The following is a 22,851-nucleotide window of genomic DNA, read 5'->3' as shown; positions in this document are numbered from 1 at the left end:
TTAACGAGGTAAATTCTCTATTTTTGGATTGTCGCATAAACCACTAATCTTTACATCCTACAATCCTACTCGTCCTAGTATGTACCTAATTTTTGATACCGAAACAACTGGTTTACCACGTAATTATAATGCACCTATTACCGATACGGATAATTGGCCCCGCTGTGTGCAAATTGCGTGGCAATTGCATGATGAGTTGGGTAATTTAATAGAGCATCAAGATTATTTAGTACGGCCAGATGGGTTTAATATTCCCTATGATGCGGAGCGAATACATGGAATTTCTACAGAATTAGCGCAAGAGAGGGGAGTTAATCTTAGCGATGTATTAGTCAAATTTAATGAAGCATTAGCCAAAGCTAAATTTGTGGTTGGGCAGAACGTAGGGTTCGATGTAAATATTATGGGATGTGAGTTTCATCGTTTAGGCCTTGAAAGTGAAATGGCCAAGAAGCCCGTTTTGGATACTTGCACTGAAATTACTGCCGAGTTGTTAAAACTTCCGGGGGGTAGGGGCGGTAAATTTAAATTACCAAATTTAACTGAATTGCATCAATATCTTTTTGGCGTCCCATTTTCAGAGGCACATAATGCAACGGCGGATGTGGAAGCCACCACAAGATGCTTTCTAGAATTAATAAAAAAGGAGATATTTAAAAAGGAAGAGCTGCAGGTTGATACGGAGTATTTCAAACGCTTCGCTGAAGCAAATCCAATTCCAATTTCTGCAGTAGGTTTACAACATATAAATCTTAAAACAGCCTCTGATGAAATTAGAAAACGCCAACAAAGCGTTCAAACTGGTGGCATTTCTAGGCAAACTTTAGCAGGGAATAAACAAGAATTGGCCTCGGCTAGTTTTACACATTTACATAACCATACCCAATTCTCTGTTTTACAATCCACAATTAGTGTACCCGATTTAGTAAAAGCTGCGGCATTACACCGCATGCCCGCCGTTGCGTTAACTGACCATGCGAACATGATGGGTGCTTTCCACTTTGTGAGCAATGTTTCGAAGCACAATAAAGATGCAAAAGCTAAAAATGCAGAAGCTTTAGAAAAAGGAGAAATGCCCGTTGCACAACTCGTGAAGCCAATTGTTGGGGTCGAGTTTTTCGTTTGCGATGATCATACAGATAAGAAACGTAAAGACGATGGGTATCAAATCGTATTGCTAGCAAAAACGAAGAAAGGGTACCATAATTTGGCTAAAATGTCGTCCATTGCCTATACAAAAGGCTTTTATTATGTACCTCGGATCGACAAAGTTATAATTGAGCAATATAAAGAAGATATTATCGTGCTTTCTGGCAATTTGTACGGTGAAATTCCAAGTAAACTTTTAAATTTAGGCGAAAAACAAGCCGAGGAAGCACTTATTTGGTGGAAGGAGCAATTTGGTGATGATTTTTATATCGAGATAATGCGGCATGATCAAGAAAATGAAGATCGTGTAAATACAGATTTGATCGCACTAGCCAATAAGCACCAGGTTAAATTAGTTGCCACAAACAACACCTATTACATTAGTAAGAAAGATGCCAATGCGCATGATATTTTATTGTGTGTTAAAGATGCTGAAAAACAAGCCACTCCAATTGGTAGAGGGAGAGGTTATCGATATGGTTTACCCAATCAAGAATATTATTTCAAATCGGCCGACGAGATGAAGGCTCTTTTTGCTGATTTACCTCAAGCCATTTTAAGTACCCAAGAAATTGTCGACAAAATAGAAGCCTACGAGTTAGCAAGAGAGGTGCTTTTGCCAAAATTTGGAATTCCAGAAGAATTTATGGTCTCTGAAGATGAACAAGATGGTGGTAAACGGGGTGAAAATAAATATTTAAGGCATCTAACCTACGAAGGTGCCAAAAAGCGTTATGGAGAACTTACCGAAGAAATAATAGAGCGGCTAGATTTTGAACTGGCCACGATAGAAAAAACAGGGTATCCAGGATATTTCTTGATTGTACAGGATTTTATTGCGGAAGCGCGTAGACGCGATGTTTCAGTAGGTCCTGGTCGTGGTTCGGCTGCTGGTTCTGTAGTGGCTTATTGTTTATGGATAACCAATATCGACCCGTTAAAATACGATCTACTATTTGAGCGATTCCTTAATCCAGAGCGTGTTTCCATGCCCGATATTGATATCGACTTTGATGATGAGGGACGTGGTCGCGTAATGGATTATGTAATTAATAAGTACGGCTCTAGTCAGGTGGCTCAAATTATCACCTATGGTACCATGGCGGCAAAATCCTCTATTCGCGATACAGCTAGAGTGTTAGATTTGCCACTTTTCGAGGCGGATAAAATTGCCAAGCTCATTCCGAACATGAAGTTGGCTAAAATATTTAACTTAGACGAAAAAACTTTAAAAGCTGCTCTCCGTCCAGATGAATATGAGAAAATTCTGGAGTTAAAAGCTTTAGCTGCTGCGAAAAATCTAAGTGCAGAAACGATTGAACAAGCTATTATTTTAGAAGGATCATTACGAAATACTGGAATTCATGCGTGTGGGGTAATTATTACACCCGATGATATCACGAATTTTGTTCCAGTTGCCACAGCAAAGGATTCTGATTTGTATGTTACCCAATTTGATAACTCGGTAGTTGAAAGTGCTGGCTTATTAAAAATGGACTTCTTAGGGTTAAAGACATTAACCTTAATTAAAGACACCGTAAAACTGGTGAAAAAAAGACATAATATTGATTTAAATCCTGATGAATTTCCAATCGATGATATTAAAACCTACGAGCTTTTTCAACGTGGCGAAACGGTAGGCATTTTCCAATATGAGAGTGCGGGGATGCAAAAGTACATGAAAGAGCTAAAACCAACTGTTTTTGGTGATTTAATAGCCATGAATGCGTTGTACAGGCCCGGACCGATTGCTTACATTCCTAGTTTCGTTAAACGAAAAAATGGAGATGAAGAAATAAAATACGATTTGGAAGCTTGCGAAGAGCTATTAAAAGAAACCTACGGAATTACGGTTTACCAAGAGCAAGTAATGCTTTTGTCGCAAAAGTTAGCCGATTTTACTAAAGGTGAAGCCGATGTTTTGCGTAAAGCAATGGGTAAGAAACAACGTGATGTGTTAGATAAAATGAAACCTAAATTTATCACACAAGGAGCTGCAAAAGGACATGATGAAAAGATCCTTGAAAAGATTTGGAAAGATTGGGAAGCCTTTGCCGAATATGCATTTAATAAATCGCATTCTACTTGCTATGCATGGATTGCCTACCAAACCGCCTATTTAAAAGCTAATTATCCGGCAGAATACATGGCCGCAGTACTTTCCAATAACATGAGCGATATTAAGCAAGTTGCTTTTTTTATGGAAGAATGCAGACAAATGGGGGTTACAGTTTTAGGCCCAGATGTAAACGAATCGGATTTAAAGTTCTCGGTAAATGCTAAGGGAGAAATAAGATTCGGGATGTCGGCCGTAAAAGGGGTAGGCGAAAAGGCAGTAGAAAGTATTATTGAAGAGCGAGCAAATGGGCCTTATTCTTCGGTGTTCGACTTCTCTAAACGCTCCAATACAAGAATTGTAAATAAAAAGGCCTACGAAAGCTTTGTATATAGTGGTGCATTTGATGCTTTTGGCTTCCATCGTGCGCAATATTTTTATATCGGGGCAAACGATAAAATGAATGGAATTGAGAAGCTGATTAAATATGCGAACGATTTTCAGAATAACGAGAATTCATCACAAGCTTCGCTCTTTGGAGGTTCTAAAGCGGATCTAATCTTAGAACCAAGTTTTCCAGTTTCGCCAGAATGGGGCTTAATAGATCGTTTAAAATATGAAAAAGATGCGATTGGAATTTTCCTCTCCGGTCACCCTTTAGATGATTACCGTTTTGAACTTAATCATTTTTGTCAGCATTCGGTTCGGCATTTAAGTGTGGTAAATAAGATTCGATCTGGTGATACCAACGAAGAGATTTTGGCCGAATTTGAAGGTATTAAGAATAGAGATTTAGTGGTGGGTGGGTTAGTAGTGATTGCTTCTCAACGTATTACAAAAACTGGTAAGCCTTTTGGAACGTTCATTTTTGAAGATTACGACGATAGTTGCGAAATTGCATTATTTGGAGACGACTTTTTAAAGTTTAAACAGTTCTTAACCGAAGGATACTTCTTACAAATCAGAGGTAGAGTAGGCGAACGCTTTAAAAAAGAAGGGGATTGGGAATTTAAAGTTACATCGATAGATTTATTGTCTGAATTACGCGATAAGCTGACAAAATGTATCACCATTCAAGTTCCAATTGAAGAGATAAATGACGATTTAATGGCAAAAATTGACATCATTTTGAAAGAAAATAAAGAAAGCACCGAACGCCATAATTGTAAATTGAATTTTGAAGTGTACGATAGGGAACTAAACCTCAAGTTAGAACTACCTTCTAAATCTTTAAAGATAAATCCTAACAATCAGTTTTTAGAACAATTAACTAAACTGAATGTTGTAAACTATAAGTTGAATTAGTGTCATATTGACATAGGTCTATTGATGGCATTACAATTGATAATATATTTGTATATAAATTAAAAAATAAGTTATGGCATTAGAAATAACAGATGCAAACTTCGAGGAAGTTGTATTAAAATCAGATAAACCAGTTTTGGTAGATTTTTGGGCAGAATGGTGTGGTCCTTGCCGCATGGTTGGTCCAGTGGTAGATGAAATTTCAAAAGAGTATGAAGGAAAAGCTATTGTTGGCAAAGTAAACGTTGATAACAACCCTCAAATTTCAACGCAATTTGGTATTCGTAACATTCCTGCTTTGTTGTTCTTTAAGAATGGTGAAGTAGTTGATAAACAAGTGGGTGCAGTGCCAAAATCTGTATTAGCAGGAAAGTTAGATAAACAATTATAATAGTATACTATAGATTTCAAAATCCGAATTCTTTGTGGGTTCGGATTTTTTATTGCCAATATTTTTTTGTTCTTTTAGATAAATCAAAAAATATGAAACAAATTCATCTTCAATGCTTAAGTCTACTCATTGCTAGTTTTTTGCTTAGTTGCATCAATGAAACAAATGTTTCGGCACAAAATTCTGTAGAAACCGGAAAGCCATCAGCTGATTATAAGCCTGCTTTCGAAGGTCAAACAAGAATCAAAGCAATTAAGTCTGCTACTCCTTTTACAGCTACTGTTGTTAACAATAAACTGGAAAGGCCTTGGGGTATTTCGGTAATGCCAGACGGGCGATTTCTCATCACCCAAAAGGAAGGCACAATGGTAATCGTATTAGCAAATGGAACTCTAGCTAAAAAAATAACTGGACTTCCCAAAGTGGATGATGCCGGACAAGGTGGACTTTTGGATGTAACCTTATCGCCCGATTTTGCAAAAAGTAGGTTGGTATATTGGGCGTATTCAGAACCACAAAGTAAGGGCGCTTTATTAGCTATTGCTAAAGGGAAATTGGCAGCGAATGAAACGGCAATTGAAAATCAAACCGTGATTTATCGTGCCACTCCTGCACATACAGGTAAACTTCAATATGGTTCAAGAATTGTATTCGATAAAAAAGGAAACTTATTCGTAAGCACAGGAGAGCGTTCAGACAAAGATATTAGAGTTCAGGCACAATATTTAAATTCTTCGTTGGGTAAAATTCTTCACCTAACTCCAGAAGGAAAAGCTGTAGCAGGTGGCCCATTTGCTGGAAATGCAAACGTTAAGCCAGAAATTTTTTCATACGGACACCGTAATCCAGATGGACTTGTAATCCACCCCCAAACTGGCGAGTTATGGGAAGCCGAATTTGGGCCTAAAGGTGGTGACGAGTTAAACTTAATTAAGCCTGGAAAGAACTATGGTTGGCCAATTCTCACTTATGGAACAGAATATAGCGGACAAAAAGTTGGGGAAGGCATTCAGCAAAAGGTTGGAATGGAACAACCTGTTTATTATTGGAATCCAAGTATTTCGCCAGGAAGCATTGCGTTTTATACTGGTAATATTGCAGAGTGGAAGAATAATCTATTTGTTGCAGCTTTAGGGGGCTCACATATCATTAGGTTGGTAATTAAAGGCAATAAAGTTTTAGGAGAAGAACGATTGTTGGCTGATAAGAACGAACGGTGGAGAGATCTAGTTACTGGCAATGACGGTGCATTATATGCAATAACAGATAGCGGCAACTTATTTAAGATTGCCAAGAAGTAATTAATATGGCGATTCTCGATCAATACGAAAACGTACAGCTACATACCAACTTAGAACTTTTGGCCAAACAAGTGGTCGAAGGTTTCATAACAGGCTTGCATAAAAGCCCATTCCATGGGTTTTCTGTCGAATTTGCTGAGCATCGTTTATATAATACTGGCGATAGTGTAAAAAACATCGATTGGAAGCTATTTGCAAAGACCGATAAACTTTTTAGTAAACGATATGAAGAAGAAACCAATCTTCGCTGCCAGTTTGTGATTGATACATCTTCATCAATGTATTTCCCAGATGATAAATACAATAAGCTAACTTTTTCAGTACAAAGTACAGCTGCGCTAATGTATTTATTAAAAAAACAAAGAGATGCTTTTGGGTTAAGCCTATTTACAGATCAGTTAATTTTAAATACAGCCTCAAAATCAACAAATACCCATCAAAAGTATCTATTCTCACAGTTGGAACAAGTTTTGCAATCGCCAAAAATGAATATCCAAACCAACTTGGCTTTTGCTTTACATCAAATCGCAGAATTAATCCATACAAGATCTTTAGTAGTAGTTTTTAGTGATATGATGCAAACCGTACACGACGAAGAAAAAATTAATTCACTATTTTCTGCATTGCAACATTTGAAATTTAATAAGCATGAGGTTATTATTTTTAACGTTACCGATAAAAGCAAAGAGGTAGATTTTAACTTTGCAAATAGGCCGTATCAGTTTATTGATATGGAAACGGGAGCCGTTTTAAAAGCTCACACTTCGAAAGTTAAAAGTTCATATTTAGAAGAGATGAGCAATTACCGTCAAATGCTCATGCTAAAATGTGCACAATATAAAATTGATATGGTCGATGCTGATATTAAAGCCGGATTTGATCAAGTATTACTAGGATATTTAATTAAAAGACAAAGAATGGGGTAGCCTTTGCTCGGCTGACTTGAAAAATTCTTTCTTTTTCCTTTGGATGAGAAAGAAACAAATAATCCAAGGCGAGCCGTTTCGCCGAAGAGGTTGTACTTCGAGGCCAGATAGCAAATTGCATAACCCTCATAGCTTGCAAACTGCATCAATATTCCTTAATATCACCCCACATGCTTCCCTGATCTCTTCTTCAGTAATAATTAAAGGCGGAGCGATACGCATCGAGTTACTGCAATGCAAAAACCAATCGGTCACTATTCCATCTGCTATGCAAGCATCGATAATTCTTTTATTGGTTTCGTAGCTATCGAACTCTACCGCCAACATTAATCCTTTGCCTCGTACTTCTTTAATTAACGGATGTTGTAACAACGCTTTGAAAAGATCCCCTTTTTTATTTACACCCGCTACCAAATTTTCTTTTAAAATCGCATTTAATGTGGCTAGACCAGCAGCGCAACTTACTGGGTGACCTCCAAAAGTAGTGATATGTCCTAAAATTGGGTTTTCAGCAAGTACTGCCATGATTTCTTTCGATGCGATAAAAGCACCTATGGGCATTCCGCCGCCAATTCCTTTTGCCAGTAGTAAAACATCTGGAACAACATCAAAATATTCGAAAGCAAATAAGGTTCCGGTGCGACCAAAGCCGCATTGTATTTCGTCAAAAACTAAAAGCGCACCTGTTTCTGAGCACTTTTTACGTAAGGCTTGCAAATAAGTTTTGCTAGGCACACGTATGCCAGCTTCTCCTTGTATGGTTTCGATAAATACAGCCGCAGTGCTGCTGGTAATTTTATCGAGACTTGGAAGGTGGTTAAAATCAATAAATGTAATATCGGGAAGTAGGGGTCGGTAAGCTTGTTTAAATTCTTCGTTTCCCATTAAACTTAAAGCACCTTGCGTACTGCCATGATAGCTATTTTTGTAGGCAATCAGTTCAGTTCTATTGGTGAATCGTTTTGCTAATTTCATTGCACCCTCTACGGCTTCTGTACCTGAATTTACGAAGTAAGTGCAATTTAATGAGCCAGGTAATACATCAGCTATTGCTTTTGCAAAATTTACTTGTGGACTTTGAACAAACTCTCCGTAGACCATTAAATGCATATAGGTCTCAACTTGCTGTTTTACGGCATTAACTACATCATCATTACAATGGCCAACATTGCTTACACCAATTCCAGCAATTAAATCCATGTATCTTTTACCTTCAGAATCAAATAAATATATACCTTTTGCTTTCACAAACTCTAATAGGAGTGGAGTTGTAGAAGTTTGTGCATTATGCTGAAGAAATAATTGGCGTTGTGTTAACATGAAGCAAAAATAGGGAAATAAAAAATCCCAACTGAATTAACAATCGGGATATTATAAAAAAAATTAACTATTTATTTAATTAGTTCTTCGTGAACCACCACCTCTAAATTGGTTTAAAAGTTCCCTTTTAAAGGCTTCTTGGGCTCTATAAAATTTACCTACAATTTTTATGGGTAGGCTTGCTTTAAACTTATTGTAATATTTTTTATCGACATTTAAGTCTTTCTGCCTAAAATTGAAATCGTTATAGATAAAAGCTTGAACTTCAGCATCAGTCATTTCATCAATTTCTTTAACCTTTCTATAACTAATCATTTTTTGTCTTTGTGCAGCACGTAGTGCCTCCTGCTCTCGCTGATAATCGTTATAGATTGGCCAAAATACTTTGGCTTGATCGGCAGAAAGATCTAGTTTTTGAGTAAAAAAAGCAATTTTAGCAGCCTCTATTTTTTCAATGTTAAATCGTTCACCTTGAGCAAATGCAATAGTTGATAACAATACAAAACTCAACACTAAGCTTAAATTCCTAAAAGTTAAATTCATGGCTATCATTAATTATAAATTATTAGACAAATCGGTAGACGAATAGTGATCAAGTATATAACTTTCCATTTCGGCCTGCGAAGCAGAGGCATTGGTAGCTGCTTGAGTTTCTTTAAGATGCTCGATAATTACACTTTCATCGATATCATAAAGCATCACATCGCTTGTTAATTCAGTAGATTGATTTTCTGCTTTTACAATACTTTGTTGGTTTAAGTACAATCCACTAGCTGTTAATAAAATAAAACACGCCGCAGCTGCATATCGCATAACATCAGAACTCCAGAAACGAGTAACTTTTGGTTCGGGTCTTGCATTAACCGTTTGCTCTAAAATTGAAGCTTGAAGCTTATCAAAATAGTTAGCTGGAGTTTTAAAGCCATCTGCTGAGGTAAGTGACTTGAATTGCTCTACTGCAATTCTACTTTTAACCTGCGCATTTAACGCTTCAAAATAATTTGGCGGCACCACAAATCCACTGCCATCCACTTCTGTTAAGCCATTTAAAAACGCAATAGCACTCAGCCGACTTGTTAAATCATTAAAATAGTTATCGGGAACACGATATGGTGTGATTCTAGGTAATCCAGCTAATGTTGGCGCTTCCTTTTCCCACTCCATATTTTCATCTTTTTTCATATCTTTCATCGGTTATGAAGCTATCATGAGGCGCTGTAAAACGGTTATTGATCTCAGGATGGTTTCATTTTCTATATTCGTCACGTACTATTGATAGATTTTTTTGTAAAAGGTTTAATATTCTAGCTCATCATTTGTTAAAATACTTTCGATTTTTTTTACAGCGATGTGAAATGAAGCTTTTAATGCGCCTACACTGGTGCCCAATATTTCCGATATTTCATCATATTTCATATCATCAAAATACTTCATATTAAAAATAACACGCTGTTTTTCGGGTAAGGTTAAAATGGCCTCTTGAAGTTTGCGTTGTATTCGATCCCCATCAAAATAGTGTGCTGCAGTTAAACTCTCGGCAAGTTCTCCACTAACATCATCCAATGAAATATTGTTTTTAAGCTTCTTTTTATTTAAAAAAGTAATCGACTCATTTGTTGCAATGCGGTAAATCCATGTATAAAGCTGTGAATCACTCCTAAAATTGGCTAAATTCTTCCACACTTTTACAAACGACTCTTGAACTAAATCATCGGTATCGTCGTGATCAATCACTAATCGACGGATATGCCAATAGATTTTTTGCTGATACTTAGCTAAAAGCAAGTTGAATGCTTCAATTCGTGTTTTTTCTACACTAAATTTGAGCAATATTTCTGAATCTTCAACTTGTTTCATCTTCTGCTTGTTATAATGTTGTAATGTTGAAAAGTTGCAATATTTTGCCGCCCGATCTTTCGGACTTCCCCACTAACAACTTCCGGATTTTTTTAAACTTTCCTTTTCATTACCTTCTGTACTGCAGCAACAATATCTGATGGATCTAATTTATATTTCGTCATTAATTGATCTGGAGTTGCACTTTCACCAAAACTATCGTTAACAGCCACAAATTCTTGTGGAGCTAAATATTCCGTAGTTAATAATCGAGCTACACTTTCGCCAAGTCCACCAAACTTATTATGCTCTTCACACGTTACTACACATCCCGTTTTTTTAACAGATTTTAGAATTGCTTCTTCGTCTAAAGGTTTAATGGTATGTATATTGATAATTTCGGCATCAATTCCTAACTCTGCTAATTTTTCTCCAGCTTCGATAGCCCTCCAAACCATATGCCCAGTTGCAACAATAGTAACATCTTTACCTTCATTTACCATCCAGGCTTTACCAATCTCAAATTTTTGATCTTCGGGTGTAAAAACGGGAATAACTGGTCGTCCAAAACGTAAATAAACTGGCCCCTCATAGTCCATAATAGCCAGGGTTGCCGCTTTAGTCTGATTATAATCGCATGGATTGATGACCACCATACCTGGCAACATTTTCATTAATCCAATGTCTTCTAAAATTTGATGTGTTGCACCATCTTCGCCAAGGGTTAACCCTGCATGTGAAGCACAGATTTTAACGTTTTTGCCAGAATAAGCTATAGATTGACGAATTTGATCGTAAACTCTTCCAGTAGAGAAATTAGCAAAAGTGCCTGTAAAAGGTATTTTACCGGCAATTGACATACCCGCTGCAATTCCCATCATATTTGCTTCGGCTATACCTACCTGCACAAAACGTTCTGGAAAATCTTTTATAAAAGCATCCATTTTTAAAGACCCAACCAAATCAGCACAAAGTGCAACCACATTTTCATTGCGTTTACCTGCTTCATGTAATCCAGCTCCAAAACCCGAACGTGTATCTTTTTTTTCTGTATATGTGTATTTTTTCATTAGTATTTATTTTTGGCGGTATCAAGCTTGCTCCGCAGGTCTTCATTTTCTTTTAATAATCTCCAGCTGTTTCTTTAATCTGGCCTAATGCAACTTCCAATTGTGCATCGCTTGGTGCAGAACCGTGCCATTTATGCGTGCCTACCATAAAATCGACACCATAGCCCATTTGAGTGCTCATTAAGTTTAAAATTGGTTTTCCTTTTCCAGTTAATGATTTAGCATAATGTAAAGCTTTGGTAATTTCGGCCATATCATTGCCATCAGAACTAATTACGTGCCATCCAAAAGCCTCAAATTTAGCTTGAAGATTTTCTAACGATAACACTTTTTCGGTTGGACCATCAATTTGCTGACCATTATAATCAATACTTGCGATTAAATTATCCACTTTATGGAAAGGAGCGAACATCAAGGCTTCCCAATTTTGCCCTTCCTGTAATTCTCCATCACCCATTAGCACATATACCAAAGACTTATCGCCATCAATTTTTTTAGTTAAAGCAGCGCCAATAGCTACAGACAAACCTTGACCTAATGATCCAGAAGCAATTCTAACGCCTGGTAAACCTTCGTGAGTGGTAGGGTGACCCTGTAATCTTGAATCTAATTTTCTGAATGTGGCCAATTCGCTTACTTCAAAATAACCTGATCTTGCTAAAACACTATACCAAACTGGCGAAATGTGTCCGTTCGACAAAAAGAATAAGTCTTCTCCTACACCTTCCATGCTAAATTTTGGATTGTGGTTAAGTACTTCAAAATAGAGTGCCGTAAAAAAATCGGCACAACCTAATGATGCGCCTGGGTGCCCAGATTGCACTGCATGTACCATTCTAAGCACATCTCTTCTAACTTGCGAAGCAATATCTTCTAATTCGCTAATTGTGTGTTTCATCAGTTTTAAGTATTGGTATTTAAGGGTTCGATGAAGCCTTTGTTGCTAAAGCAATTCAGTTCATCAAAAAAAGTAAAGTTTATAAGCGTTAAATAAGCTGATGAAGCACGATGCTCATCAAACTTTGGCAAGATAAAAATAAATATTAAAGAATGCTAGCTGATTAGGTTTAAAACCTGTTCGGTTGGACTTTTTGTGTCCACCTTAGTGATAATATGAGCTATATGGCCTTCTTCGTCTATAACAAAAGTTACTCTATTAGTACCCATATATTTTTTACCATACATGCTCTTTTCGCCCCAAACACCATATGCTTCAACAATAACATGGTCGGTATCAGCCAGTAATGTAAAAGGTAAATTAAATTTGGTGATGAACTTTTGATGTGATTTTTCATCATCAACACTTACCCCTAAAATTTCAAAACCTTTGCCCGCTAAACGTTGATAATTATCTCTAAAATCGCATGCTTCGGCTGTACAGCCTGGTGTGTTATCTTTGGGGTAAAAGAACAAGATCAGTTTTTTCCCTTTAAATTGGGCTAAAGAAACTGTATTTCCATTTTGGTCTTTCGAGGTAAATTGTGGAGCCTGGTCTCCCTGTTTTAATTCGCTCATCTGGTTGTTTAGTTTTTGGTGGGTGGGTTTTGGTATTCTACTTATAAAATTCAATAGCATAGCGCTTCACATTGTCTTTCATATCGCTAACAAGCAATTCAAAACTATGCTTTCCACTTGGCGTTCGTTCATCAAAAGTGTGCCATAAACTGGCTGTTTTGCTATCAAACTCCATCAATACCCATTTGCCATCAATATAGCCATTAAAACTTTTAATTCCAGAGAGATTATCACTGATTTTAAAACTCATTTTATTTAAGCTATTCATATTTCGCCCTTCGGCAATGTTTATAGGTCTGATAACTGGCGCAACAGAGTCGATCGCAATCGAGAACGTCCCAAATGTTTTTGGTGTGGCCTTTATATATCCATTTTCGAAATATCCCCCCTGCGATGAACGATTACTATTTACGATTAATGCTTTAGCTTGATATTTTGTGATTGCACTGTCTACTTTAATCGAAAGTTCGAAACCGCTGTGTAATGGGGTTAGTGTATTTTGAATTTGATGAGAAGAATTAGGAAGTTTTTTATACACAAAATTAAGATCATTATACAATGTCCCTTTTGGCAAAACGATTTTAATATCTTCGGTTACAAATTCGTTCGTTTGAGAAAAAGGAAAGGCAACACCAGGTTTTAGGATAGGGGTGGTGATGGTCGATTTTGAATTGGCCTGAACATTAAATGTTAAGGTACTTTTATTTCCTTTTGAATCGGTTAAGGTGTAGCTTAGCTGATGTAATTTTCCATCGGTAAAACTAATTCGGCCATTATTAACCAAATTACTGTAAATCTCAAGTGGGTTTCCCGGGTCGACGAAACTTTTCTGAATACTCCGTTTAAAATTTAAGTATGCCGGGTAATCGATGTGAGAATTAATAGCTCTACTATTTTCGAAACGGAAACGTTCTAATGCTGAGGTGAAAATGATTTTTCCATCCAGTTCGAGTTCAATAGCATACACACCATTAATGCCCGATTTGCCATTATGTTTATCTGTTGCTGATATCCCAAAACCGACTTCCCCACTTAAATTTATTGTTTTTACCTTATTTAGGGCGTATTTGCCATTCGAACCTATCACCTGAAAATATTGCTTAGGGGTAAACTCGTTAAATGGTAATTCGTTTAGTCGATAAACGTACATGGCGGTAATATGGGGTGGTATGTTATCTGGAATTTGTATGCCCAACAGTTGTGGATTAAGGGTGGCCTCTGTTTTCGTATCACGCAGTTCAAAGTGCAGGTGCGGTCCGCCAGAACTCCCCGTATTTCCCGAATAAGCAATGATATCACCCTTTCGAACAGGGAGGAAGTCGGGATTTGGAAACTCATCTATTTCATAGCTTTTATGCTGGTATTGGATATTTTTCACTTCTTGCCCAATTTTGGGATTAAAACGCGAAAGATGGCCATAAACTGAGGTAAAACCATTCGGGTGATTGATGTATAATGCCAAACCAAAGCCGCTATTCTGTACCCTTAGCCTCGAGATGTATCCATCGGCAACTGCGTAAACTGGATAACCAATTCGCTGATTTGTTCTAAAATCGGCCCCAGAATGGAAATGATTTGCACGCAGTTCTCCGAAAGAACCTGCCAATGCTGGCGGTACAATGTCTAGCGGCTGTCTAAAATCAGTAAGGGGATATTTGTTATTGCTATAAACTTTTTGAGCTATGCTGTCTTTTAACGAGATAACGAATATTAGGAAGAAAATTATTTTTTTATAAGGCATTCGTATTATTTAACATAGAAATCTAATAATTGTTTTCCTTCTAACCAGGCCATTAAATGATCGCCCTGTTTAACTTGTCCCACGCCCTCAGGTGTTCCGGTAAAAATGAGGTCGCCTTTTTTTAGTGTAATGTATTGGGATACGAATGCAATTATTTTCTCGAAAGAAAAGAGAAGGTTTGAAGTGTGACCATTTTGCCTTGTCTTTTCATTTACTTTTAACTCAAATTCCATATTATAAACATCAGGGAAATCACTTTTAGGCAAAAAATTACTAATTGCTGCAGAATTATCGAATGCTTTGGCAAGTTCCCATGGCAGTCCTTTCTCTTTATGTTGTGTTTGAATATCACGTGCTGTGAAATCAATCCCCAAGCCAATTTCGTCGTAATAATTGGATGCAAATTTTTCTGCAATGTGTTTGCCCTCTTTGCAAATTTTTAAAACAACTTCTAATTCAAAATGAACATCAGACGAAAAATCGGGAATGTAAAATGGTTTATTATCTTTCAGAACAGCAGTGTCTGGCTTTAAAAAGATGACAGGTTTTGTAGGTATCTCATTGTTTAACTCTTTGGCATGCGCAGCATAGTTGCGGCCTATAGCAATTATCTTCATAGAAAGGTTTACTTATAGCACAGAAATTTTCATCACTTTTGGATCACCGCCCGCTACAATACGAACAAGATAAATGCCGGTATTTAATTTGTTAGGTAGCGTAAATGTTCTTGTTTGTTCGCCAGAAGGCGCTTTTTCATTCATTAGTGTGATAATTTCGTTGCCTAACGGGTCGGTTATCTTAACGGAAAGATTTGCTTCTCGTTCTAATCGCAAATTAATATTTAACTGTTCCGCAACTGGATTGGGATAAAGTTTCAATACAGTTAAAATTTTTATAGATTTTGAGGAGTTTGAAACAGGTATGCCAGCACCCGTTCCAGAAAAACTGATGTTCCCTGGTCTGTAGGTTTGTACACTTCCTTTAATAGCAGGCACCCTGCTAAGCACCTTAGGTTTAGGTTTAAAAGAAATTTTAACTGTATCGGTTTTTTGTGCAAAAACTGCAGAACTAGTGAACATCCCTATGCAAACTAAGCATAAGAAGCCCCAAAAGAACGCTATTTTCGATGTTGAAACCATAAGGAGTAGAGCAAAAATATAAATAAATATATAAAGAAATCAAACAATTCGTTTCAAAAAACATTATTTAACACAATTTAACAACCTTCAGAATAATAATAATTATAGTTCACATTAATTAATTATTTTTGCAACCAAAATTTATAGTCGTGTCGAATCATAAAAATGTAAATGCCCTTACCGCAGGGGGAGTTCTGGTTAGTTTGGGAATAGTTTTTGGTGATATTGGAACTTCGCCGCTGTATACTTTGAATGCCATTTTCACCACTATTTTAGGCGATAAGCAACTTGTTACTCCAGAAGTAGTGCTGGGCGTACTTTCATGTATTATATGGACGTTAACTTTACAAACTACCATTAAATATGTAATTATAACCTTACGGGCTGATAATAAGGGGGAGGGTGGTATATTCTCCCTGTTTTCATTGGTGCGAAAAAAGGCAAAATGGTTAGTTATACCAGCTACTATAGGGGGATGCGCTTTGCTTGCCGATGGTATTATTACGCCGAGTATAACGGTTACCTCTGCTATTGAAGGATTAACAAATAAGTTTGATTATGTTCCAATAATTCCTATCGTAATTGGTATTTTAAGCATTTTATTTATCATACAACAATTTGGCACCAATCTGGTTGGTAAACTTTTTGGGCCTGTAATGTTCATTTGGTTTGCCGTTCTTGGCATTATTGGTACATCTTTTATTGTGAAAGATTTCAGTATTCTAAGTGCTTTTAATCCTTATTATGCTATCCATTTGTTGGTAAACAATAATATGGCATTTATTATTTTGGGAGGCGTTTTTCTGTGTACAACAGGAGCCGAAGCTTTGTATTCTGATTTGGGACATTGCGGTAGAAATAATATCCGAATGAGCTGGATTTTTGTTAAAACCACTCTCATTTTAAATTATTTGGGACAAGGAGTATGGATTTTAAAAAATGGAAGTACCTACATACCGGGTGCAAAAATGAATCCATTTTTTGAAATTGTTCCAGACCAATACCAAATACCAATGGTTATTTTAGCTACAATGGCTGCCATTATTGCGAGTCAAGCTTTAATTAGCGGTTCTTTTACATTAATTGCCGAGGCAGTTCGATTAAATCTTTGGCCAAAAATACGTATTGTTTACCCAACCGTATCTAAAGGACAATTATACGTTCCTTCGATTAATTGGATGCTTTGGATAGGATGTTGTGGAATAGTGCTGCTTTTCCAAAAGGCTGAAAAAATGGATGCCGCATATGGACTATCGATTACCATAGCCATGTTAATGACAACTATTTTAGTTACTTTTTATTTACGAAGTAGACGATTTCCTAAATATTTGGTCGCCATCTTTCTCACTACCTATTTAATCATTGAAGGTACTTTCTTAGTGAGTAATTTAACTAAATTTTTGCATGGAGGTTGGGTTACAGTTTTAATAGGTTCGCTACTATTTTCTATTATGTGGAGCTGGTATGTTGCCAGAAAAATAAAAAATCGCTTTGTTAAATATGTAGAAATCGAAGATTATTTTCAAATTATTGAAGAACTAAGTCAAGATATTTCTGTGCCAAAATATTCTTCACAATTGGTGTATTTAACCAGCGCCAATTTTAAAACGGAGATCGAATCAAAAATTATTTACTCCATTCTTCAAAAGGAACCGAAAAGAGCAGATGTATACTGGTTGGTGCATGTTGATGTGGTTGACGAACCCTATACGCGAGATTTTAAGGTTGAGTTTTTAATACCGGGCAAGCTTATTCGAATTGATTTTAAACTCGGTTTTAGAATTGAACAAAGTGTAAATCTTCTTTATCGGAAAGTAGTTGAAGAATTGGTTAAAAATGGAGAGGTCGATATCACCAGTCAATATACCTCTCTAAACAAGCATAAAATAACAGGCGATTTCCGATTTGTACTGTTAGAAAAGCATTTATCGAAATTCACAAAATTGAGCTTTTACGAGCGCAGTATTATGGATTATTATTTCTTGTTAAAGCACTTCAGCTTATCGGAAGAAACCAGTTTTGGTTTAGATTCGAGTTATGTAGAAGTAGAAAAAGTTCCTTTAATCTTTGTTACACCTGATGATATCGAATTGAATAGGTTGGCGATATAAACTACTATTTGATTAAATTTTGTCAATATAATTGCGAAATTTGTGGACTATGCAGGTTGCTGTCCTAACTTACTATGTTTAAATCCGTAAGCAAAATAAACAACCAAACCTACTACCAGCCAAATTCCGAATCCTATCCAATTGCTAATGCCAAGTTCGCACATCATGTATAAGCAACTTAATAGACCCAAAACGGGAATTAAGGAGAGATTCTTAGTGACACAGAAATAACTCACCACTAAGCAAATGAACAAGAATATCCACATCGGGATTTTATGTTTAAACAGCGACCAGCCACTTTCAAATTTCTTATCGTAGGAGATGCTAGATTTGCTTATAAATTGTTCGTATTGCTGATCGTTTAGGCCATTTAAATACGCTTCGGCATCGATTTGTTTGCCCTGTAGAACCACCGGACTAACACTTATCTCTTGCTTAACCGTTTCGAGTTCAGTGGCATCTAATGAGGTGATGAAGGTAACTGGAGAATTTATTTTTGCCTCATTACTTAAAAATGCAGTTGTCTCTTCTTTAAATTGCGTAAAGGCTAAAACCAATGAAGCGATAAAAATAAGTGGAACGATAAATTTTGAATTTGCATAGGGGATTTTGAACTTTCCACGTTGTACCCCTGGTCTATTTTGTAAGACTAAAACTCCTGCGCAAACCAACACAAAGGCGAATAAAGTGCCTATTGAACACAAATCGGTTACAATGGTTAAATTCATAAATAACGAAGGCACAGCCACTACAAAGCCCACCACAATTGTTGCAAAAGAAGGGGTTTTATATTTCGGATGAATCTTCGAGAACGATTTAGGCAAAAGACCATCACGGCTCATGCTCATCCAAATGCGGGGTTGCCCCATTTGGAAAACCAATAATACACTTGCCATGGCAAATACTGCACTTACAGCAATAATTCCACTCATTAATTTAAGGTCGATCTGATCAAATACAAAAGCCAAAGGATCGCCCACTGCTAAGGTGTCAGATTTAACAATACCCGTAAGTACTAACGAAATCGCAACATATAATAGGGTACAGATAATAATTGCCCACATCATGCCTCTGGGCAAATCTCTCTGTGGATCTTTACATTCTTCTGCAGTGGTAGAAATGGCATCAAAGCCAACATAGGCAAAGAAGACTGCCGAAACTCCCTTTAAAATACCAGATACGCCATTAGGGGCAAAGGGATTCCAATTTTTAGTGTCCACATAAAATACACCTACAGCAAGTACCAAAAGAATAACTGCAAGTTTAACTACGACCATGGCATTGCTTGCATTTCTCGATTCTTTCATCCCCCGATAAACTAGCCAAGTAATGAAAATGATGATGCCTAAGGCTGGTAAATCGGCTACTAAATGAAAACTTCCAATCTTTGGAGCGTTTAACCACGCCTGATTGGCAATGCTCGTAGCGCCATCTAAATTCCCAACGCTTTTTCCTGCACTTACTAAGGCTTCGGCATGCTTATGCCCATTAAATGCCGTTAAATAATCCATCGTTGCCCATGTGGGTATGTTTATTCCCTCAATACCCAAAGCCGGTATCCGAATGGAGGAAAGGAGACCCGTAAAATAATCGGACCAAGAAATGGCTACGGTTATGTTTCCAATAGCATATTCCATAATCAACGACCAACCAATAATCCACGCTACCAATTCTCCAAAAGCTACATACGAATAGGTATACGCACTTCCGGAAACAGGAACCATAGATGCAAATTCTGCGTAAGCAAAGGCAGCAAAACTACAGGCAATAGCAGTGAAGATGAATAAGAAAATTACTGCTGGACCACCATCTGCACTTGCTTTACCAATAGTGCTGAAAATTCCAGCACCAATAATGGCAGCAATGCCAAATGCCGTTAAATCTCTTACGCCTAATGTTTTATGAAGCGAATTGCCATGTTCGCCATATCCTTTGGCAGCATCTTCTAATATTTTGTTAATAGATTTCTTTCTGAATAGTTTTTCGAACATGTTTGGTTAGTTAATTCCTTGTTTTAGTTTATCCAAACTTAAAAAAAAAATACAAATAAATGAGTATCGTTATATTTCATCATTCTGAGAGCAGTACGTCATTTACGAATTATGGGGCTAGCTGCCGGCCGTAGCGTCAAACTACGATCACCTTAATCATACTAGCACGCTACAACAATAAGCGTAAAAAAGGCCATAACGAAAAACGCCATGGCCATCTACGAATTTACCAATTAGCAAATTAATTAATGTTTATTATCGCTAGTATCGGCCTTTCTGATAAAAGTAAGAGAAAAGGCAGCTACGAGTACAATTACAGAAAGTATAGCGATGCAAATTAATGGAAATATGTTTCCTGTAGTTACGTGTTGTTCCATGGTATAAATTTTTGCTAATTTATTAATTTATCCTAATTTCTCCAATTCTGCTTTTATAAACACAGCTAATTCTTTAACATATCCCGCACTAAAATCGAATTTAATTCCAGCAGTTTCATAAATTTCGTTCATCGGTTTCGTATAGCCTAGTGCAAGTGCAGCCAAGTATTGATCTAATGCTTGTTGTGGGTTTTCTTTGTAATTTTTCCAAACTGCTATGGCACCTAATTGGGCAATGGCGTATTCTATATAATAAAAAGGTACCTCGAAGAGGTGCAATTGTTTTTGCCAAAGATTTCCAAATTGTTGCTCAAAATCTGTCCAGTCGGCAAATCCTGCGCCAAAACGAGTATAAATTTGTTTAAAAGCGATTTCTCTATCTGCGGCTGTATGATCTGGATTTGTATAAATCCAATGCTGAAACTGGTCGATCACAGCCACCCATGGCAATGTTTTTAAAACATCTGCTAATTGTTCTTTTTTCGCCCGAATTAAATCTTCTTCATTATCGAAATAAACATCCCAATTATCCATAGCGATTAATTCCATGCTCATCGAAGCCAACTCGGCTACTTCAGACGGACAATGTTTAAAATCATTTAATGCTAAGTTCGCAGTTAAAAAGGTATGTATGGCATGGCCACCTTCATGTACCATGGTGGTTAAATCGCGTAACGAATTGGCCGAATTCATAAAAATAAAGGGTGCACCTGTTTCGGCAAGGGGGTAATTATATCCTCCCGGAGCTTTCCCCATCCTGCTTTCCACATCAAATAGTCCGTTAGCTTTCATAATAGCTAACTTTTCGCCCAAATCGGGGCGAATTGCGCTAAAACAAGCAATACTTTTATCAATTAATTCTTGTCCACTAGTAAAAGGTTTTAAAGCGGGTTTCCCAGTCGTGCTAACTTCCATATCCCACGGTTTTAAGGTGGATAAACCCAATGCTTCACTTCTCTTTTCTGCTTGTTCTTTTAAAACCGGAACCACTTCTTTTTCAATTGCCTCAGCAAAATCGTAACAGTCTTTTGGCGTATAATCAAATCGGCCTAACGCCTGAAACATATAATCACGATAGTTTTCAAATCCTGCATTTAAAGCAACTTGATGGCGCATCATAATTAATTCATCAAACAAGATGTTTAACTCATCCTTATCTGCCAAGCGGCGTTGTTGAATGGTTTCCCACGCATATTGCCTAACACTTCGATTGGTGTCTTTTAAAAAAGTTGCTGCTTGCTCGAGTGTATATTCTTGTTCATTAAGCGTAACACTCATGGCTCCAGTAATGCCCTGATATCTTTGTTGAGCAACTTGCAACTTCGTAAAAAGCTCAACATTTTCTTCCCTATAAAGTTCTAAGGATTTTTTTACCGCACGGATATATACAAAATATTTGTCTTGATCCAATTCATCAATAAATGGGCTTTCACTAAATTTCTTATTTAATTCATTGGCAATTGGCGATATTTTCGGCTCTATCTCGGTGGCAAAATATTGAAAGTCTTTCACTAACTGTTCATTTGCAGTGTCGCAACTCATTTTAATATAACGCCAAGCAAAATCTTCTTCAAGCGCAGCTTCAAATTCACTTCTGTCTTTTAACCATTGGGCTAATTCATCAACGGTGTTGATTTCTCTTTGAAGCAATTCATCCAAAATGGGAGATAGATTTTCCCACTCCATTTTTAATTCTTGTGGAATATAGCTTCTTCTTTTCTTATGTATGATTAAGTCTTTCATTTTTAACTGTTTAATTGTGAATTACATTGTTCTAAGGTAAGCATCTACTAAAAAACATGCTGCGAAAACCACCGATGCATATCCATTTGTGGTTGCAAATGCTCGGTCTACTTTACTTATATCATTCGGTTTTACCAGCAAGTGCTGATAAATGAGCATTGCACAGAAAAAGATAATTCCAATATAATACGCCCAACTAAATGTAGTGAAAAAGAGGGGGAAAATAACGCATAATGCCGATAAGAGGTGCAATACAACTGATAAACGTAAAGCATTTTTTATGCCAAGTGCTGCGGGAATAGAATGTAATTCTTGTTGTCTATCAAAATCTTCATCCTGTAAAGCGTAGATGATATCGAAGCCACTTACCCAAAACAAAACTGCGAAAGAGTAAAATAAAGGAACAATATTAAAATGGCCTGTTACAGCAATGTAGGCCCCGATGGGAGCTAAGGATAATCCTAGCCCAAGCACCAAATGACATAAGGCTGTAAATCGCTTAGTATAACTATAAAAAAGGACTACAAAAAGTGCTATCGGCGATAAATAAAGGCAGAGTGGATTTATGAATGCCGTAGTAGCGATAAATAAAATACAGTTGATTATAACAAAAAGTAACGCCTCATTTGCCGAAACCTTGCCTGCCGGAATATCGCGCATCATGGTTCGTGGATTTTTTGCGTCAATATTTCTGTCGAGATACCGATTAAATGCCATCGCTGAATTTCTCGCAAACACCATGCATAAAATTACGGCGGCCAATACATACCAATGAAAAGGATTTTCTGTAGTGGTTACCCCTAAGAAAAAGCCAATCATTGCAAATGGCATTGCGAATATGGAGTGGGCAAATAAAACGAGTGAAAAGTACTTTTTCATG

General features: G+C 36.9%; 19 protein-coding genes. 5 read left to right on the top strand and 14 right to left on the bottom strand.

Annotated features, from left to right (window positions below):
- Positions 1–79 precede the first annotated feature (79 nt).
- The 4 genes from dnaE to WG904_RS07755 all read left to right on the top strand — a co-directional run bounded on the left by dnaE (position 80) and on the right by WG904_RS07755 (position 7,128).
- A complete protein-coding gene (gene dnaE, locus WG904_RS07770; RefSeq protein ID WP_339578747.1) occupies positions 80–4,510 on the top strand; it encodes a DNA polymerase III subunit alpha in 4,431 nt (1,476 codons plus the stop codon).
- 73 nt (positions 4,511–4,583) lie between these two features.
- Positions 4,584–4,901, top strand: coding sequence for a thioredoxin (gene trxA, locus WG904_RS07765; protein WP_339578746.1), 318 nt, complete (start codon positions 4,584–4,586; stop codon positions 4,899–4,901).
- Between the two features lie 92 nt (positions 4,902–4,993).
- The gene (locus tag WG904_RS07760) at positions 4,994–6,202 is read left to right on the top strand and encodes a PQQ-dependent sugar dehydrogenase (RefSeq protein ID WP_339578745.1); all 1,209 of its coding nucleotides are present in this window, start codon (positions 4,994–4,996) and stop codon (positions 6,200–6,202) included.
- Between the two features lie 5 nt (positions 6,203–6,207).
- Positions 6,208–7,128, top strand: coding sequence for a DUF58 domain-containing protein (locus WG904_RS07755; RefSeq protein WP_339578744.1), 921 nt, complete (start codon positions 6,208–6,210; stop codon positions 7,126–7,128).
- A 126-nt stretch (positions 7,129–7,254) separates the two neighbouring features.
- Here WG904_RS07755 and WG904_RS07750 read toward each other — a convergent pair whose 3' ends face one another.
- The 10 genes from WG904_RS07750 to WG904_RS07705 form a co-directional block, all read right to left on the bottom strand.
- Entirely contained in the window at positions 7,255–8,448 is a 1,194-nt protein-coding gene (locus tag WG904_RS07750) for an aspartate aminotransferase family protein (protein ID WP_339578743.1), read from the bottom strand.
- Positions 8,449–8,523: 75 nt separating this feature from the next.
- Complete coding sequence (locus WG904_RS07745) at positions 8,524–8,991, bottom strand: hypothetical protein (protein ID WP_339578742.1); 468 nt, start codon at positions 8,989–8,991, stop codon at positions 8,524–8,526.
- Positions 8,992–9,003: 12 nt separating this feature from the next.
- Positions 9,004–9,630, bottom strand: coding sequence for a hypothetical protein (locus WG904_RS07740; RefSeq protein ID WP_339578741.1), 627 nt, complete (start codon positions 9,628–9,630; stop codon positions 9,004–9,006).
- Between the two features lie 114 nt (positions 9,631–9,744).
- Positions 9,745–10,305, bottom strand: coding sequence for an RNA polymerase sigma factor (locus WG904_RS07735; RefSeq protein WP_339578740.1), 561 nt, complete (start codon positions 10,303–10,305; stop codon positions 9,745–9,747).
- A gap of 92 nt (positions 10,306–10,397) precedes the next feature.
- A complete protein-coding gene (locus WG904_RS07730; RefSeq protein ID WP_339578739.1) occupies positions 10,398–11,354 on the bottom strand; it encodes a transketolase family protein in 957 nt (318 codons plus the stop codon).
- Between the two features lie 52 nt (positions 11,355–11,406).
- Positions 11,407–12,252: a transketolase gene (locus WG904_RS07725; protein WP_339578738.1), complete on the bottom strand. Its 846-nt coding sequence runs from the start codon at positions 12,250–12,252 to the stop codon at positions 11,407–11,409.
- Between the two features lie 155 nt (positions 12,253–12,407).
- Positions 12,408–12,869 (bottom strand): thioredoxin-dependent thiol peroxidase, encoded by a 462-nt coding sequence (gene bcp / locus WG904_RS07720; protein ID WP_339578737.1) that lies wholly within the window; start codon positions 12,867–12,869, stop codon positions 12,408–12,410.
- Positions 12,870–12,906: 37 nt separating this feature from the next.
- Positions 12,907–14,610 (bottom strand): M23 family metallopeptidase, encoded by a 1,704-nt coding sequence (locus tag WG904_RS07715; protein WP_339578736.1) that lies wholly within the window; start codon positions 14,608–14,610, stop codon positions 12,907–12,909.
- A 5-nt stretch (positions 14,611–14,615) separates the two neighbouring features.
- Positions 14,616–15,227: a fumarylacetoacetate hydrolase family protein gene (locus tag WG904_RS07710; RefSeq protein WP_339578735.1), complete on the bottom strand. Its 612-nt coding sequence runs from the start codon at positions 15,225–15,227 to the stop codon at positions 14,616–14,618.
- A gap of 12 nt (positions 15,228–15,239) precedes the next feature.
- Positions 15,240–15,689, bottom strand: coding sequence for a T9SS type A sorting domain-containing protein (locus WG904_RS07705; protein ID WP_339578734.1), 450 nt, complete (start codon positions 15,687–15,689; stop codon positions 15,240–15,242).
- Between the two features lie 209 nt (positions 15,690–15,898).
- Between WG904_RS07705 and WG904_RS07700 the strand changes: the two genes are divergently transcribed.
- Positions 15,899–17,860 carry a KUP/HAK/KT family potassium transporter gene (locus WG904_RS07700; protein WP_339578733.1) on the top strand — a complete coding sequence of 654 codons (1,962 nt, stop codon included), beginning with the start codon at positions 15,899–15,901 and terminating at the stop codon, positions 17,858–17,860.
- Between the two features lie 47 nt (positions 17,861–17,907).
- On the opposite strand, the gene WG904_RS07695 is transcribed toward WG904_RS07700, so the two are convergent.
- From WG904_RS07695 to WG904_RS07680, 4 genes are all read right to left on the bottom strand, one after another.
- Positions 17,908–19,851 (bottom strand): amino acid permease, encoded by a 1,944-nt coding sequence (locus WG904_RS07695; RefSeq protein ID WP_339578732.1) that lies wholly within the window; start codon positions 19,849–19,851, stop codon positions 17,908–17,910.
- A gap of 245 nt (positions 19,852–20,096) precedes the next feature.
- The gene (locus tag WG904_RS07690) at positions 20,097–20,228 is read right to left on the bottom strand and encodes a hypothetical protein (protein WP_339578731.1); all 132 of its coding nucleotides are present in this window, start codon (positions 20,226–20,228) and stop codon (positions 20,097–20,099) included.
- Between the two features lie 27 nt (positions 20,229–20,255).
- Positions 20,256–21,971 (bottom strand): M3 family oligoendopeptidase, encoded by a 1,716-nt coding sequence (locus WG904_RS07685; RefSeq protein WP_339578730.1) that lies wholly within the window; start codon positions 21,969–21,971, stop codon positions 20,256–20,258.
- 21 nt (positions 21,972–21,992) lie between these two features.
- Positions 21,993–22,850: a UbiA-like polyprenyltransferase gene (locus tag WG904_RS07680; RefSeq protein ID WP_339578729.1), complete on the bottom strand. Its 858-nt coding sequence runs from the start codon at positions 22,848–22,850 to the stop codon at positions 21,993–21,995.
- Position 22,851 lies beyond the last annotated feature (1 nt).

It is taken from the genome of Pedobacter anseongensis, assembly GCF_037482965.1.
Lineage (GTDB): Bacteria > Bacteroidota > Bacteroidia > Sphingobacteriales > Sphingobacteriaceae > Pedobacter > Pedobacter anseongensis.
Note: the sequence above shows the minus strand (reverse complement) of the source record. Positions and strands in the feature narration are given on the sequence as shown.

What these genes read in the sequence shown, in the direction of transcription:
- WG904_RS07735 (WP_339578740.1), bottom strand. Translation starts at nt 10,305, where the DNA reads ATGAAACAAGTTGAAGATTCAGAAATATTGCTCAAATTTAGTGTAGAA.
- WG904_RS07730 (WP_339578739.1), bottom strand. Translation starts at nt 11,354, where the DNA reads ATGAAAAAATACACATATACAGAAAAAAAAGATACACGTTCGGGTTTT.
- trxA (WP_339578746.1), top strand. Translation starts at nt 4,584, where the DNA reads ATGGCATTAGAAATAACAGATGCAAACTTCGAGGAAGTTGTATTAAAA.
- WG904_RS07725 (WP_339578738.1), bottom strand. Translation starts at nt 12,252, where the DNA reads ATGAAACACACAATTAGCGAATTAGAAGATATTGCTTCGCAAGTTAGA.
- WG904_RS07715 (WP_339578736.1), bottom strand. Translation starts at nt 14,610, where the DNA reads ATGCCTTATAAAAAAATAATTTTCTTCCTAATATTCGTTATCTCGTTA.
- WG904_RS07745 (WP_339578742.1), bottom strand. Translation starts at nt 8,991, where the DNA reads ATGAATTTAACTTTTAGGAATTTAAGCTTAGTGTTGAGTTTTGTATTG.
- WG904_RS07695 (WP_339578732.1), bottom strand. Translation starts at nt 19,851, where the DNA reads ATGTTCGAAAAACTATTCAGAAAGAAATCTATTAACAAAATATTAGAA.
- WG904_RS07705 (WP_339578734.1), bottom strand. Translation starts at nt 15,689, where the DNA reads ATGTTCACTAGTTCTGCAGTTTTTGCACAAAAAACCGATACAGTTAAA.
- dnaE (WP_339578747.1), top strand. Translation starts at nt 80, where the DNA reads ATGTACCTAATTTTTGATACCGAAACAACTGGTTTACCACGTAATTAT.
- WG904_RS07750 (WP_339578743.1), bottom strand. Translation starts at nt 8,448, where the DNA reads ATGTTAACACAACGCCAATTATTTCTTCAGCATAATGCACAAACTTCT.
- WG904_RS07680 (WP_339578729.1), bottom strand. Translation starts at nt 22,850, where the DNA reads ATGAAAAAGTACTTTTCACTCGTTTTATTTGCCCACTCCATATTCGCA.
- WG904_RS07760 (WP_339578745.1), top strand. Translation starts at nt 4,994, where the DNA reads ATGAAACAAATTCATCTTCAATGCTTAAGTCTACTCATTGCTAGTTTT.
- WG904_RS07690 (WP_339578731.1), bottom strand. Translation starts at nt 20,228, where the DNA reads ATGGAACAACACGTAACTACAGGAAACATATTTCCATTAATTTGCATC.
- WG904_RS07710 (WP_339578735.1), bottom strand. Translation starts at nt 15,227, where the DNA reads ATGAAGATAATTGCTATAGGCCGCAACTATGCTGCGCATGCCAAAGAG.
- WG904_RS07685 (WP_339578730.1), bottom strand. Translation starts at nt 21,971, where the DNA reads ATGAAAGACTTAATCATACATAAGAAAAGAAGAAGCTATATTCCACAA.
- bcp (WP_339578737.1), bottom strand. Translation starts at nt 12,869, where the DNA reads ATGAGCGAATTAAAACAGGGAGACCAGGCTCCACAATTTACCTCGAAA.
- WG904_RS07740 (WP_339578741.1), bottom strand. Translation starts at nt 9,630, where the DNA reads ATGAAAAAAGATGAAAATATGGAGTGGGAAAAGGAAGCGCCAACATTA.
- WG904_RS07755 (WP_339578744.1), top strand. Translation starts at nt 6,208, where the DNA reads ATGGCGATTCTCGATCAATACGAAAACGTACAGCTACATACCAACTTA.